At 32.5% G+C, this 16,059-nt stretch carries 12 protein-coding genes and 1 pseudogene; 7 read left to right on the forward strand and 6 right to left on the reverse strand.

The features are described from left to right. Nucleotides 1-241: 241 nt before the first annotated feature. Nucleotides 242-2,512, forward strand: coding sequence for a tetratricopeptide repeat protein (locus ACQH1V_RS03715; protein ID WP_425360810.1), 2,271 nt, complete (start codon nucleotides 242-244; stop codon nucleotides 2,510-2,512). A gap of 53 nt (nucleotides 2,513-2,565) precedes the next feature. On the opposite strand, the gene erpA is transcribed toward ACQH1V_RS03715, so the two are convergent. After that, entirely contained in the window at nucleotides 2,566-2,898 is a 333-nt protein-coding gene (erpA, locus tag ACQH1V_RS03720; RefSeq protein WP_094649311.1) for an iron-sulfur cluster insertion protein ErpA, read from the reverse strand. A gap of 602 nt (nucleotides 2,899-3,500) precedes the next feature. On the opposite strand from erpA, the gene ACQH1V_RS03725 reads away from it, so the two are divergent. The 5 genes and pseudogenes from ACQH1V_RS03725 to ACQH1V_RS03745 form a co-directional block, all read left to right on the forward strand. Then, nucleotides 3,501-4,547: an IS110 family transposase gene (locus tag ACQH1V_RS03725; RefSeq protein WP_425360718.1), complete on the forward strand. Its 1,047-nt coding sequence runs from the start codon at nucleotides 3,501-3,503 to the stop codon at nucleotides 4,545-4,547. Nucleotides 4,548-4,985: 438 nt separating this feature from the next. Further along, a complete protein-coding gene (locus ACQH1V_RS03730; RefSeq protein WP_094649310.1) occupies nucleotides 4,986-6,137 on the forward strand; it encodes a deoxyguanosinetriphosphate triphosphohydrolase in 1,152 nt (383 codons plus the stop codon). 3 nt (nucleotides 6,138-6,140) lie between these two features. Further along, nucleotides 6,141-7,874: an arginine--tRNA ligase gene (gene argS / locus ACQH1V_RS03735; protein ID WP_425360811.1), complete on the forward strand. Its 1,734-nt coding sequence runs from the start codon at nucleotides 6,141-6,143 to the stop codon at nucleotides 7,872-7,874. Between the two features lie 220 nt (nucleotides 7,875-8,094). Further along, entirely contained in the window at nucleotides 8,095-8,892 is a 798-nt protein-coding gene (locus ACQH1V_RS03740; RefSeq protein WP_425360812.1) for an SPOR domain-containing protein, read from the forward strand. Between the two features lie 244 nt (nucleotides 8,893-9,136). After that, a pseudogene (locus ACQH1V_RS03745) lies at nucleotides 9,137-9,322 on the forward strand (IS1634 family transposase); the annotation flags it as partial. A 214-nt stretch (nucleotides 9,323-9,536) separates the two neighbouring features. Here ACQH1V_RS03745 and ACQH1V_RS03750 read toward each other — a convergent pair. From ACQH1V_RS03750 to tolQ, 4 genes are all read right to left on the reverse strand, one after another. Next, nucleotides 9,537-10,391 carry an Rpn family recombination-promoting nuclease/putative transposase gene (locus ACQH1V_RS03750; protein ID WP_341749307.1) on the reverse strand — a complete coding sequence of 285 codons (855 nt, stop codon included), beginning with the start codon at nucleotides 10,389-10,391 and terminating at the stop codon, nucleotides 9,537-9,539. Between the two features lie 179 nt (nucleotides 10,392-10,570). Further along, nucleotides 10,571-11,584 carry an energy transducer TonB gene (locus ACQH1V_RS03755; RefSeq protein WP_425360813.1) on the reverse strand — a complete coding sequence of 338 codons (1,014 nt, stop codon included), beginning with the start codon at nucleotides 11,582-11,584 and terminating at the stop codon, nucleotides 10,571-10,573. Then, the gene (gene tolR / locus ACQH1V_RS03760; RefSeq protein WP_094649070.1) at nucleotides 11,574-12,008 is read right to left on the reverse strand and encodes a protein TolR; all 435 of its coding nucleotides are present in this window, start codon (nucleotides 12,006-12,008) and stop codon (nucleotides 11,574-11,576) included. Before tolR ends, ACQH1V_RS03755 begins: the two co-directional genes overlap by 11 nt. After that, complete coding sequence (gene tolQ, locus ACQH1V_RS03765) at nucleotides 12,008-12,733, reverse strand: protein TolQ (protein ID WP_375333609.1); 726 nt, start codon at nucleotides 12,731-12,733, stop codon at nucleotides 12,008-12,010. The genes tolR and tolQ overlap by 1 nt, the downstream gene beginning before the upstream one ends. Nucleotides 12,734-12,910: 177 nt before the next feature. Between tolQ and der the strand changes: the two genes are divergently transcribed. Further along, nucleotides 12,911-14,272, forward strand: coding sequence for a ribosome biogenesis GTPase Der (der, locus tag ACQH1V_RS03770; protein ID WP_341749305.1), 1,362 nt, complete (start codon nucleotides 12,911-12,913; stop codon nucleotides 14,270-14,272). Here the strand turns inward: der and ACQH1V_RS03775 are convergent. Then, nucleotides 14,267-16,042 (reverse strand): hypothetical protein, encoded by a 1,776-nt coding sequence (locus ACQH1V_RS03775; RefSeq protein WP_425360814.1) that lies wholly within the window; start codon nucleotides 16,040-16,042, stop codon nucleotides 14,267-14,269. The genes der and ACQH1V_RS03775 overlap by 6 nt on opposite strands. Nucleotides 16,043-16,059 lie beyond the last annotated feature (17 nt).

The raw sequence follows: 16,059 nt of genomic DNA on the forward strand, positions 1-16,059 counted from the left end.
TTAAAACTAGTCGAACTATTATTTTTGTCAAGTATTATAGTTGTTTGATAATAATTATAGATTTAAAAATATTAGTTTAAAACAAGGTAAGATTACATAACTAACCTTAAAAGATTCGTTCTTTCCGACGGTTTTTATAATTAATTTACTATATTACAAATAATTTTGATTGCAAAACAAATCATAATCATGTTAATCTTAACAATCTAGTTTTTCTAAAACCTTTTATTAACAAAATACAATGAATAAATATTTGATACTATTAATATTATTAATAATGCCTCTTAACTCATTAGCTCAACAACAAATGGCTAACCAGATATTTAATTTTGTTGTACCAGTTACTTATTTTGTCGATCATGTCAAACAACTAGCTTTGCTTACAAATAACTTAATTAAATATCGACAAACAAGCATAGTAGGAACTAGTGGCATGGGAAAAACCCAACTTGCTAGAATGTATTGTTATGAAAATCAAAATAACTATCAGCTTATTTGGTTTATTGACTGTAATTTAGATATTAATCAAGAACTACTAAAGCTAGCAAAAGTTATTAATAGTACTGCTAAATCTAATCTAATATCAGAAGATATAAGATTAGTCCGAAAAGAACTAATGAATTATTTATCAAACCAAGATAAATGGTTACTGATATTTGATAATCTAAAGGTAGGTCAAAATAAGAAAGTTCAAGAGTTTGTTGAGTGGGAAAATAATGGACATGTTATATTTTGTTCCCAAGATAGTGAAATATTACCGAATATAGTCCAAATGACTGCCTTTACAAAAAGTGACGTTAGTATTCTTGCTAACAATATTTTAGAAAATAATGATCCAAAGGTAGTAGAATTCTTGAGCAAAGAATTTGCTGGTTATCCTATCATGATAGTACAAGGAGCACAATTATTAAATAATGTAAAAGGTTTAGATAAAGCCGGGTATAAGAAAAAAATTCAACAATCAACAGATAGAATTCAATTGAACATTATGTTAACTATCAATGAATTAAAGCCAAGTGCTAGAAATTTACTAAATAAAATAGCCTTAATAAATAATCAAGGTTTTTCAAAAGACTTACTAAGTTTTATTACGGATGATCAAAGTACATTGAATGATGATATTTATCAGCTCTCTAAAATTTCCTTAATATCTAACATTGACTCACATGAAGCTAATCCGATCTTTGAAATGCACGATGTTATTGCTCAAAAAATAGCTGAGATTAATGGAAGTATTAATAATAAAGCTTATTTAGAAGATATAGTTACTAAATTAATGAATTACGTACCAAAGAGCATTATCAAAGCCCAAATTTTTAGAAAAGCAAAAACTATGCATGAAAATTTTGAAATCCTTGCTAGGAATGCTGAGAAGTATAACGTTAATATATATAAAATTATGCAGCTGAATAGACAGCTAATATCAGCATATCTTCTCTCTTACGATCACCATAATACAGAAAGACTCGTTAATTGGTTTAATAAAAATGATCAACAGGGTACTGGTAAGTTTAAATTATGGTTAATGAGTAATGATGAAAAATACACATATGCAAGTTACATACGAGCAATAGGTGTGTATTATAGAATTTGTTCTAATTATAGAACAGCAATACATTATTGTACAAGAACGAAAGAAATATTAGATAATGTAGAAGGTTATGAATCTTTTAAATGGATTGTATTGTTTACCTTAGCAACATCTAATATTGCATTAGGGCAGGTTCAAGAAGCAGAAAAAAACATTAAAATTATAGAACAATTTTTTAATAAAGGCTTAATGGATGAAAGTGACATATTTTATATACATGATGCTAAAGCACTTCTATTCTTTGTCCAAGGGAAATATACTGAATCATTAGAACAAGTTAATAAAAGTATAGAAACAACCATTAAAAATGGAACAAGTCCTGATGACCCATGGTTTATAAATTCTTATAATGCTAAAATAGAAATATTAAATTATCTTAAAAAGCACCAAGAAGCATATGCCATAGCCAAGCAAGTATATGACATGTGTAAATCCTTTAAAAAAGAAGATGACGAAGTATTTGGTTATACTTTTATTGCAATGGCAAAAAGTGAATTAGGGCTGGGTAAACTAGACCAAGCCTCAGAGCATATTAACCAGGCTATCTCCATATTTTTAGCTGATGAACGTAGAAATCCCAAAGATGCAGATTATTCGGAAGATCCATATTTAGCAGCAAGCTATGTAGTCCAAGGTGATATTTTATTTGCTCAAGATAACGTAAAAGTAGCAATAGAGTACTATAATAAAGCTTATAGCATATATCATTATTTATATAGGGATAATCGTAAAAATGTGGCTCAAGTTAGTGACTTATATAGTCAAGGAGCTAAAGCGTCATGTAAAGCAAAAAACTTGCATAGTTATAAATTCTTTGGTAAACCGCAAATAAAGGAGTTTGGCATAAACCACCCTAATACTTTATCTATGTTTGAGTATTGTAAACAATATGATATGGATTTATGGGCAAAAGAAAAATAAATCCCGAACTCGTCGTTTACACCGAATGTATTCGCAATGTAGGTAATTGGGAATTACACAGAGAAAGAATTGCCACATCCACACTTAGTTTTTGCATTGGGATTTCTAATTTCAAAATAGGAACTACCTAACTCTTCGATAAAATCTATTATACAATCAGCCATGAATGGCTGTGATATTGCATCAATAACCACTTTAGTATTATCTTTCTCTATAACACAATCATCTTTTGTTATGTCATTACTTGGCACGAGGGCGTAATTATAAACAAACCCAGAACACCCACCACCATCAACAATTATTCTAAGAACCAAATTGGGATTATCTTCCAATTTTATTAACTCGCCCACTCTTTTAAAAGCATTATCGGTAATTTCTATTGACATGACATGATTATATTATTAAAGACCCTTAAAATAATCCTAAAAAGCTAATTTTGCAACAGCTTCATTTAAAAACCTTGAAAAGCTTAGTAGGTGATTCTATACTATAGTCAATTCAGGAAAATTGGGGACTAGGAGAGACGAGTGATGACGTCACCAACTTCTCATCAATTGACTATATAGCTAATCCGGTTAACATTATGCCATTAATATTAGCAAGAAGTAGCATCGCATGACAAAGCGATCCTGTCTTTTGTCATCCCTACGAAAGCAGGGATATTAGATTCCGCACCGAAGTGGGAATGACAATAGTGGGATGGAATGGCAATTTATGGATTGCTTCGTCGGCTCAAGCCTTCTCGCAAGGACAAAGTAGCTACCCCAAAAGTCATTGCGAGAAGTGCGGAAACTGCACAACAAAGCAATCCATTTTTGTGTCACCTCTGCGTAGGTAGGGGGCTAGATTCCCGCCTACGCGGGAATGATGGTATGGACGAGTGAAGCGAAATATGCTTTACTTGTACGGAGTCAGCTGAAAAATAGTTTTCAGCTGCTCCAAATTAAATAATAATTTAATTAATAGGTCCAATTAATAGGTCCATACCATGATAAATAATAGCATAAAAAATACTATAATAGGAATAGATTTAGCAAAAAATAGTATGCACTTGGTGCAAGTCGATCAAAATGGCAAAAAAATAGGTTACCAAAAAGTTACAAGAGATGAGTTAATAGCCTATTTAAGCAATCTCGATAAAAGTTCATTGGTAGCTATGGAGGCATGTGGAGGAGCTAATTATTGGTCACAGGAAATTGCTAAGCTTGGTTTGCAAGTCAAACTAATGAAAACAAAAGATGTAAAAGTTTATGCTACATCGAAACAGAAAAATGATTATAACGATGCGTTAGCAATATGCAAAGCGGCTCGTGATCCAGAATTAAAAACTGTGCTACTAAAAAGCAAGGAGGAACAAGATATAAAATTCTTGCATAAAATTAGAAGTAATACGATCAGAGATCGTGTGCAAAAAACTAATTCTACAATATCAAGTTTATGTGAATATGGCTATAATACAAAATTAAGTAAAAATAAATTTTGCAAATCATGTAGGCTGGAGGTAGAGTTAGCGTATAGTAAAGGTTATATAAATTCTGGGATAAGGTCAATTTTACTTTTAGAATGTAAAGAAATTGAGGATTTATGTAACAAAGAAAAAACTTTAGAAAAGCTGATTATCAGCAATAATAAGCAAAGTGAGAAAGCTACTAGGTTGCAGACAATTTTTGGCATTGGAGCAATCAATGCTAGTTGTTTGAGTGTAGCCCCAATGGAAAGTTATCCAACCCCGAGGGATTTTGCTGCTTCGCTTGGTTTGGTACCAAAGCAACATAGCTCAGGAGATAAGATAGTTTTAGGAGGGATTACCAAACAAGGAGATAGATATGCCAGAACTATGTTGATTCAAGCCGCAAGGACAATAGCAATAAGAGCAAAAAGTGATAAGGAATCAAAAGATAAACTAGTGCAGTGGGCAGTGAAGAAATTTGCTGAAAATAAATCATATAATATTATATGTGTTGGTTTAGCAAATAAGTTAGCAAGGATTGCTTATGCAGTAGTCACCAATGGTAGCGAATATGTTGCAAATTAGTTTAGTTGGAAAAAAAGAAGAAACTATGTCAACTAAATAAAAATTGGTAATTGATAAATATTGTGAGTAAAGAATAGTAACAATAAAGAGAACGAAAGTTAAAGAGTTAATGAATAAGTATTCTGAATAAAATCCGTAATTATGTCGAGGCTCTAGAAGCCGTGGGAATGAGAGGTCACTCAAGGATATTTATAAGAATGCAGAAACCATTATGGCACTTGATGCCGAATATATGACCGCTTCCTTTGTGGCTCTATTTTTTTATTTTCTTTCTTGACAAATTCACTCGTCCATATATGACAGGGTAAAAACGTCATTGCGAGGAACCGAAGGTGACGAAGCAATCTCTTGTTGCTTTTTGGATTGCTTCGTTGCTACTAAAGTAGCTCCTCGCAATGACAGAGAGGTTATCTAGAACATAATATTAGGAGTTAATATATGCTTGCTTCATATGCAGTAGACCCCAGCAATAGTAGGGGAAGATTGTTTAACGAATATCCTACAGCTTACAGAAATGAATTTGAACGAGATCATGATCGTATAATTCATTCAAAGGCTTTCAGGCGTTTGCAATATAAAACCCAGGTTTTCATTAATCATGAAGGCGATCATTATCGAAATCGTCTTACTCACTCAATTGAAGTTTCTACGGTTGCCCGTTCTATTGCCAAAACCCTTAATTTGTCAAGTGATTTGGCAGAAACTATAGGTCTTGCCCATGATCTTGGACATACTCCTTTCGGTCATGCAGGAGAGGTAGCTCTAAATAAGTGTATGCAAGATTATGGTGGATTCTCCCATAATGCTCATTCATTAAAGATTCTTACTAAAGTAGAGAAAAGATATGCAGCTTATGATGGATTAAATTTGACATGGGAAGTGCTAGAAGGAATTGTCAAACATAATGGTCCTTTAATAAATAATATACCTGAATATATATTAGAGTATGATTCACAACATAACCTTGACTTAACTCATTACTCCTCAGCTGAAGCCCAAATTGCTTCGTTAGCTGATGATATTAGTTATATTTCCCATGATTTAGAAGATAGTGTTGGTGCTAAGATTATTGACTTTAATCATCTAACGGAAATTAAATTTATTGATCAATATGCTTTTGAAATTAAGTCTCAGTTTAAAAATATAACAACAACTCAGCTTATATATGAAGTAGTACGTAAATTAATCAGCGATTTAATTGCTGATTTACTACTACAAACAAATAATAATCTACAGAAACAGAAAATAATTACAACCGATGATATACGCCATCTTGATTATCAGCTTGTTGATTTTACTGATGAAGCAAAAGAGCGTATAGTAAAAATTAAACAATTCTTGTATGATAAAGTATATAAGCATAATAAATTGACATCGATGCTTTTAAAGTGTCAAAGAATCGTACAAGATTTATTTAAGATATATATGGATAATATTGATTTACTACCATTTAGTTGGAAAGAATTAATTATACCAGGGAATACAAAATCTAAAGCTGGTATAGTAGCAGATTATATAGCCGGCATGACTGACCGGTTTGCTATTCAAGAGCATCAAGATATTTATTCCTTCAATTCTAATAATATTTAATTTATGAATATATTTAATAAATTACGTAACGATATCATTAGTGCAGGCAAAAAAATATGCGATAATGATGATGTGTTACAATTGGCAGCTGTTGAAATTCCTAAAGATAAGTTCAATGGTGATCTTTCAAGCAATATAGCTATGATTGTTGCAGCAAAACAAAATGTTAAACCTAAAGACTTAGCCATTAGATTTAAGGAAATATTAACATCCCTGCCATATATTGCCTCTATAGAAGTTGCTGGTCCAGGGTTTATTAATTTTACTATTAAAGCCGATATGTGGCATAACTCTATTAATGACATATTGCTAGATAAAGAGGAGTTTTTTAAGGTTAATTTTGGTAATAATCAAAAGGTCAATATTGAATACGTCTCTGCAAATCCAACTGGTCCTCTACATATTGGGCATGCTAGAGGAGCTGTGTATGGTGATGCTTTAGCCAAGGTTCTAGATAGTACTGGCTATATTGTTACCAAAGAATATTACCTTAATGATGCCGGCTCCCAAGTGGATGACTTAGCTAACTCAGTTATGTTACGCTATAAGCAAGCATTAACAAAAGAAGATATCGTGATACCAGCAGGGCTTTATCCTGGAGAATATTTGGTAGATATTGGGCAAAAGTTGGTAGAGAAATTTGGGGATAAATTATTAACAATGCCGGATAACGAACGCCATGAACTCGTTAAGGATTTTACAATAGAAGAAATGTTAGTGATAATTAAGCACGATTTAAAAGAGCTAGATGTTGAACACGAAGTATTTTTCTCAGAAAAATCACTGCATGATAGTGGCAAGATTGAGGAAGTTGTTCAGTTACTGACTAAAATGGGACTCATATATGATGGGCAGTTACCTCCTCCTAAAGGTAATGTAGATGAGCTTTGGGACTCAAGAACTCAGAGATTGTTTAAATCTACTGCTTTTGGCGATAATCAAGATAGACCAATAAAAAAATCTGATGGTAGTTGGTCATATTTTGCCTCTGATTTAGCTTATGCTAAGGATAAAATAGATCGTGGATTTGATCATCTAGTTTATGTTCTAGGGGCAGATCATTGTGGTTACGTAAAAAGAATTGAGGCGATAGTTAAGGCTCTTGGTGGAGAAAAAATTAAAGTTGATGTTAAAATTTGCCAGTTAGTAAACTTCGTGGAAAATGGTATTGCTGTAAAAATGTCAAAACGTAGCGGCAATTTTACTAATGTGCGAGATGTAACAAACGAGGTAGGTAAGGACATAATAAGATTTATAATGCTAACCCGTAAGAATGATATTACTCTTGACTTTGATCTAGCAAAAGTAAAAGAACAATCAAAGGATAATCCAGTATTTTATGTACAATATGCTTACGTTAGGACTATGTCTATACTGGAAAAAGCTAAAGAATCTATGCCAAAAGCATATAATAAGTTCTTAGAAAAAGAGTATGATTTATCTTTGCTTTCTACTGAAGAGGAAATTGAAATAATTAAGCTGCTTGCTTCATGGTCAAAAATTTTAGAAGTATCAGCGAAATATTTTGAACCACATAGAATAGCTTTTTATTTGATTAATTTAGCTTCAAAATTCCATGCTTTATGGAATTTTGGCAAAGAAAATAATGATTATCGGTTTTTAATTGAAGATAATATAGAGTTGACTGTTGCCCGCCTTGCTTTAGCAAAATCTATTCAAAAAATTATAAAAGTTGGTTTTGATGTTATAGGGGTGACGCCTATGAATAAAATGTAGTATAACTAATCTGATTAGCATTATACTCAAATGATTTGAGTATACACCAAATTCACAAACGTCATTGCGAGCGAACGTACGTGAACGTGGCAATCCATGAAGCTTATTATATGGATTGCTTCGTCGGTCTTATGACCTCCTCGCAATGACGCCAGTTTATTATGGCTAAATGCTGATCGGGTTAGCTATACGTTGTCTGATAAAGTTATTTATAAAAAATATGGTTAATCGTGTTTTTCTAATTATTATTTTTCTCTCAATACTTAGTGCTATTACATATTTAGTGTATACTAATTATAATCAAGATAGTGGTGGTCAGGTAGTGACGATTTACCATGATCAATCGCCGACAAAAGTTAAGCCACAAGATAGTGGGGGGATAGTAATACCAAATGCCAATAATATAATTTATGAGAATTTACAACAAAAAAAGATTAGTAAACCTATAACGTTGCAACCTGAACCGGAAAAGCCATTAAATATTACTAAACAAAAATCAGTACAAGGTGATGAAGATACTGATTCTATAGATACAATCTTATTTGATATAATAGAAACTGATCAGGTTAAGCATAAGAAACTCAAACTAAGTAAAAATGAAGATGGGACGGAAGTAATTTTACCTAATATAATAAAAAACGAACCGGTACAAACAGAGAGTTTAATAGAACAACAGCCTAATTCAAATAAGGTGGGTCTAAATATAATAAAAGTTACTGAATCGCATCGTAAGATCGATGATACGCAGTTATTAAATAAGTCAAATCAAGGGGGGTATAAAATCCAGATAGCTTCGGTAAAATCTGAATCAGAAGCCAACCAAGAAGGGGAGAGAATCAAAAAAAAATATGCGAAAATCCTTAATAATACGGTGATAAATATCAAAAAGATACAATCTGATAAAGGGAGTTTTTTCTATTTAGTCTTAGTAGGTAACTACCAAAATATAAACCAAGCTAAAGCTATATGCAAGAAACTCTCTGATAATCAGCAAGGCTGTATAATCACCAATCGTTGATAAAATTTATCAGCAAAGAAAAAATTAAGGTTTGTGATATTTCTCAATCATCCAATCTATAAATGTATTATCAACAGACTGCTTTTTTAGAGCATATTCGTATACTTCTTCCCGACTTCCGCAAGAAAATGTTGAAAGATGGAAAGAGATGATATGGAGGAGCCATAGAACTGGGAAATGATTTTTTCAGGCAATTTGTTGTGCTATAACTATATTATTACATATTAATTCTACAGTTACCTACATGTACATACGTCGTAAAAAAACACCAAATAGTCCAAGGCAATCAATACAAGTGGTTGAAGGATACCGAGATAGCAAAGGTAATGTCAAACAACGTATTGTCCGACATTTAGGGGTATTCTTCGATGATGCAGAAGAAGCCAAATTAGTTGCATTAGCAGAGGATTTAATTGTAAAGATTAAAGCTATGTCAATTGATGAGAAGTTGGTGACGTCGTCACTCGTCGCTCGCCTAAATTATGCTTTAAAAATACCTTGGCTCTAATCCCTAACAAGCAAGTATATTATAGACTCAAAATCATATTTATTCGCAGCCAAAAAGAGCCAAATATAGAATTACTTTAGTTATTGCAGGTAGTCCCTAGCTTTATAGTTATTAGCAGCTACTCCTTTACTATAGGCTATTCTTCTTTTAATTTTTTTATTTCTTCAATGGTTAGTTTTGTATATTTAACTATTTTTTCTATTGGTTGATTATCAATTAACATTTCTTTTGCTGTAGTTATTTTTTCTTCAGCTTTACCTTCAGCTTTACCCTCAGCTTTGCCTTCTTTAAAGCTTTCTTCTAAAGCAATATCTTCCGCATCTTCCTGCAATTTGCATCTTACATATAAGTCGTATTCTGCTGGTGTTAGTCCATGCATCTCGATAACATGGTAAGCTTCTAATACCTTACTACTTTTAATTCCTACAGGGGGGGTATTTTCTTTTGTTGCATATTTAAATAGATGTAACCACTCATCGGCAATACTCAATAATGGTTGCTTAATATCTTTAAATTTTTTAAGCTCTATAAAGACATACGATATATCAAATATGTGTTGCTGTTTCTTAGTTGTGGTCTCAATAGTTTTATGAAAACTTATATATGGTACTTCTTCAGCAAATATTTTTGATTTCATTAATGATATTACTACTATCGGTAATAAATCATTGTGAGTCACCCCTTCTGTAAGTTGTTGAACATATGAATGAGCAGAATAATATTGTAATCTTTTTAAATAATCGGTTTCATTTCTTTTCTGCATCTCGATAATGTACCAATGATCTGACTCATCTTTAACTTTCAAATCAAATACACTTCTCTTACCTTGATGAATTCTAGGTAAATGTTCTAATGAAAGAAAGTTGATTTCCTTAATTCTATGCTTTTCAGGTAAATCAAGAATACTATTAAGAAATTCTTTTAGCCTCTCCAGATCACTAAAGATTTTCTTAAATAGACTATCATTTGTTGGGTCTAAATATTTTTGCATATCAATTACTTCCTTCTTCTGAAATCTGCGAACATATATACAACCCGAATTCGATATAACAAGTTATTCCAAACTCGGTTATGTCTATAAATATAACAGATTTTTATGATCCACTAATAGCTATTTTCATTATTTTTACGATATGGCTTATTTTTTTCATTTTCTAATATAGAATTATTTTAGTTATTGCTATTACTTGGATTAAAAAGAAAATTAAATTCTTTCCAGCTATCGTAACGCTGAGGGTCTAGATTATTAATAGGGCTTGCTTGCCATACGGCTCTCATTGCACTGTCAGATAGAGCGTCACAAGCTGTTTTCGTTATATTTGGGCATATTGTTTCTTTTACTTTTACTTCTTTAACACTACCATCTTTATTTAAAGCAATATACAAAATTACCCTTAACTGCTCAAGATTTTGTATCCCAATAGGCTTACTCCATAATCTCTCTATTTGTTGCTTAATTAAAGATATTTCACTGATAGAAAGAGCTAACGTGTCATCGTATGAACCTTTCGATTCCTGAGTTTCTTTATTTTCTTTGGCTCTTGCTTGTTTATTTGACTTTGCATTAGAGCCTTCAGATGATTGCTCTAAATTTTTAAGCAAAGAATCTAAGTCGCTCTTATTAGGAATTTTCTTTTTTTTCTCAATTGGCTTCTTTACTTCTGTAGGTTTCTTCTCTTCTATAGCCTTCTTTTTCTCGATAATAGGTTTTTCTTCTAGAGGCTTTTTCACTTCTGTAGGTTTCTTCTCTTCTATGGCCTTCTTTTTTTCGATAATAGGTTTTTCTTCTAGAGGCTTTTCTTCTTCAATAATAGGCTTTTCTATAGGCTTTTTTTCCTCAATAATAGGCTTCTCTTCAATGGACTTCTTCTCTTCTACCGGTTTGTCTTCTACCAATTTCTTTTCTTCAACAGCCTTCTCTACAGGTTTTTTCTCTTCTACATAGTCAGGTTTACTTTGCTCTACCTTTTTTGCATCTTGATTCTCTATAGCTTTTTCAGGCTGTTTAGTTTTATTGGGTACATTAGATTGATTACTAATCGGTAACATTTCAAAAACTATTACTTGCTCTTCAGGAAGCTTTTTAAACAATGATGGTATACCAAATAAAAAGAAATAAATTATTAGTAAATGAAGTACTACCGAGCAAATAAAAGAGACAGAAACAATATTATTATTTTTCATTATATTTAATATTTGAAACTAGTGCTACTTTAGAAAAGCCAGCTGCATGGATTTCAGCTACAACACTAACTACCTCACCATAGGATACATTTTTATCTCCTCTTACAAAAATTCTAGTATCTTTTTTTTCTTTTGTAATATTAGTTAGCTTGCTAGCCAAATTTTGTCTTTCTATTTTAGATTCTAATAAATATAATTCTCCTTTATTGTTAATACTAATCACTAACGGCTCATCTTGTCCTGACAGTGGGCTAGAAGTTGTTTCTGGTAAATCAACATTAATACCTGATACTAGCATTGGAGAGGTTATCATAAAGATAATTAACAATACTAGCATAACATCAACGAGTGGTGTAACGTTAATCTCGCTGACTAAATTACTCCTTGCTCTTTGATTACCTAAGTTGCGTAATTGTATTGCCATTACATTTTTCCTTCATCTATAGCTCTTGATAATATAGAACTAAGCTCATTAATAAAATCATCGATTTTGTTGTTAATCTTAATTATTTGCGAGGAAAGGTAATTATAAAAAATCACTGCCGGAATTGCCGCAAATAAGCCAATTGCCGTTGCAAGTAGAGCTTCTGCAATACCAGGGGCGACAACAGCAAGTGAGGTGTTTTTTGATGCTGCAATAGACTGAAAACTATGCATAATTCCCCAGACAGTACCCAACAATCCTATGAATGGTGTACTAGAAGCAACAGTTGCCAAAAAACCTAAATTTTGTTCTAATCTTTCAATTTCACGATTTCTGATCAAATACATAGATTGTATTATTCGCTCTTTATGACTAATTTTAAGTGCATCAGTGAGGTTTTTGGAACTTTGACGGTTACATTCATTCATCGCGGCTACAAAAACTGCAGCAAGAGGATTATTGATTGTTCTTTTGGTAGTTTCATATAATTGGTCTAAAACTGTTCCAGACCAAAAAGTAACTTCAAAAACTGCAATCTTCCTTCTTACCTGAATTAAATGGAGTATCTTATCTATAATAATAGTCCATGCCCAGATTGAGGCAATTACCAAAATTATCATAACAGATTTTCCGATGATATCAGATGACGATATCAGAGAAAAAATTGATGAACCACTTTGTGCTGTAATTTCTACAACATCATTAATATTGTTATTTGTGCTCATTGTTGCCATTATATATTATTTAAAATGTTATTTTGAATAACTATATACAAAATCCCTGATAGGTACAATAAACTGTTTAACTTTATATAATTAAGTGCTAATAATATAGCAAATATTGCTAATATTCAAATGATTTGATATTAGTGTTAACGCGTTATTATGATAAAATGAAGTGACATGACTAAAAAAATTGTGGCAATTATTGGCAGACCCAATGTCGGAAAATCTACGCTCTTTAATCGTTTAGCTATCAGGAAAAAGGCAATCGTACATGATCTCCCTGGGGTAACACGCGACCGAAAATACGCTGATGCACAAATTGGTCCATTCGATTTTACGGTAATTGATACTCCTGGTTTAGAAGAAGCAGAAGATGAAAAATTAGAATATAGAATGATGCAACAAACTATGGAAGCGATTATAGAGGCAGATTTGCTATGTCTTGTGGTAGATGGCAAGGAGGGGGTGTTACCTGAAGATCAGTTTTTTGCTAATTTTATCAGAAGATATAATAAGAAATCTGTGTTAATCGTTAATAAATGTGAAGGACGATTTGACTTTGCTAAAGAATATTACAAGCTTGGTTTTGATAATGTAGTACCAATTTCTGCTGAGCATGGTGTTGGTATGGCAGATTTATACGATGCAATAACTGAAGAATTAGAAAATGAAGATGGAGAGGAAGAATTAACTGACCAATTAACCGATCCAATAAAAGCTAACTATATACAAATAGTGGTGAGTGGTCGACCAAATGCAGGAAAATCTACTTTTATTAATAGCATTATTAACAATGAAAGGTTATTAACAGGGCCTGAAGCAGGTATAACAAGAGAATCTATAGAAATTGATTGGCTATATAATGATAATAAATTTAAATTAATTGATACGGCTGGCTTAAGAAAAAAAGGAACGGTTACTAAATCCTTAGAAAAATTATCATCTTCTGACGCTATTAATAGCATCAAGTTTGCTAATACAGTTATTCTGATGGTTGATGCACGAACTCCTCTAGAACAACAAGACCTAAATATTGCCAATTATGTTATAGATCAAGGCAGAAGTTTGCTTATAGTAGTTAATAAGTGGGATTTGATTGAGAGAAGAGATCAGGATAAATTTAAAGAGGAATTTGCTTATAAGATAGAAACCAATCTACCACAAGTTAGAGGATTGCCAATAATATTCATATCAGCCTTAAAAAAACATAATATTAATATGGTGCTAGATGAATCTATCAGAATTTATAATTTATGGAATAAAAAAATTACAACAAGTAAACTGAATGATTGGTTAGGTTTTGCCCTTGAACAGCATCCGTTACCCTTACAAAAAGGCGGAAGACGTGTTAGAATTAAATATATGACTCAAACAAAAATTCGTCCACCGACCTTTAAGCTATTTTCCAATAATCCTGAAAAAATCACTGATAGTTATACTAGGTACCTTATAAACAACTTGCGGGCAGCTTTTAATTTACCAGGTGTTCCAATAAGATTTATTTATACTAAAACTGAAAATCCATATGTAAAATCATAAACAGCACAGCTGTCGAAAGTTAGAACAGGAGGCAGGTAAGACTCGATAATCAAGTTTTTTGCAGATTTGAATGAAATATAGGACAAGGATATTAACGTGACAGTCAGCATAAACGGCTTTATCGGTAACAAAATGCTTGGCAGAAAAATAACGAGTTTGCAGTACTTCTAGATATTCCTTGCTGCTTACACCAGTATCATCACTTCTCCGAACGTGCAGATATAGCATATCGGCACTTTCCGCATAAATCGGCGTGATGCCTAATACTTGACCATTACCACCTAGCCAATGTTGTGACCAACCCATAATTTTTAAATCATGTGAATAGATAAAACTAGCAAAAGAGCCATTTTTTAACACTGCCACTATCATTGAAAAGGGACTATTACAGCCGACAATTTGTCTAATGCCACCAGCAAATATATGCTCAGCATAAGCAGTGATATCTGATATCTGAAAACCACCTTTTTCTTGTGAATAATACAAACTATTAATTTTACAACCATTACCTTCAACAAAAAAGATGGTCTTACCGATTATTACTGGTTTCAGTGGTGATATTGGTAGCTCAATCTCTTTATGGATTTTGACAAATTCTCCCTTAGCTCGATCTCCTTCTTTGACTAAATAGATGCCATCACTAGTGCCTAATAATAATTCATCGGCAAAAGGCACCGACCATAGGACATTATCAAAAGTTGAGGAGGAGAAAGTTGCCGAAAAAGCACTTAAAGGATTACGAGCCTCTAGCAGGGTTCTATATGCCATCCTAAAATCACTAAAATCTCCCTTATAGCTTGCCCAAATTGAATGAATATTTTTATTGACTCCAAAGCACCATAACCGGTTTTCAAAAGTAACCACTGAAGTACAATATAATTTCTCCTGCTGTGCTTGGTAGATGGGAGATTGATTAGTATATGATAAACTTGCTGCTCGCTGGTAAAGGTCTTTTAGTGTATCGTTAATTTTATCTACTTCCGCTCCATAGATTACTTCATTAAAAGGTTTTTGTATTTTATTATATCCAGTTTGCCCTACAGTAAAATAATTAACTTGGCATTTCAGTGGTTCAATAATAAACATCTTCTCTTTACCAGGGAAATTGCTGGCTAGCTCATAGCTGCTACTAGAGGCTATCTCGGCTCTTTCAACATATTCTACCTGTCTCTTTCTTGCCTGCTCTTCAATATGTTGGTAAAATTGCTCAATAACTTGCGGGTCAATGGAGAATTTAAAGATTGGTCTCTTATCGCCAAAGGAAATATAAGCAATTCCTTGAAATACTACATAAGAAAAATCCTTAGGACGAAAATGAAAATTTTGCCCCTCATCCTGTATAACTTTACTAGTTAACAACAATTCCCCACCAACAAAGAATAAGCAACGAGTCTCTAGCTGATGCGATTCAAAAACCAGCAAGTAAGATAATTTCCTTGAGAACATCACTGCTGCCATTTTCTTTGGTACATTATCGGTGAACAAATGAACAAATTGTGTACCATGTCTACGCATAATACCACCTGACGGCAGTAGCATAAAGTTAATCAACTTTTTAACGCCATTCTGATATAATGCCAGCTCAGTTCTGCCCTCAATGGTTGGCGTTAACTCACCACCTGAAAAGTTATTTTTTTGCGAATACACAAATTGTTCTTGCTGCATAATCTCTCCCACTTTTTTAAAAATTGTTAATATAATTTTTAAAAGAGCGAATAAATAATAAGCTGACAAAAATTTAAGGCATCTTTCATTTTTGCTAGCAAACATTATAGTTCTCTTTAATC

Origin of the sequence: Candidatus Tisiphia endosymbiont of Ceraclea dissimilis, assembly GCF_964030735.1 — a bacterium.
In the GTDB taxonomy this organism is placed as follows: Bacteria; Pseudomonadota; Alphaproteobacteria; order Rickettsiales; family Rickettsiaceae; genus Tisiphia.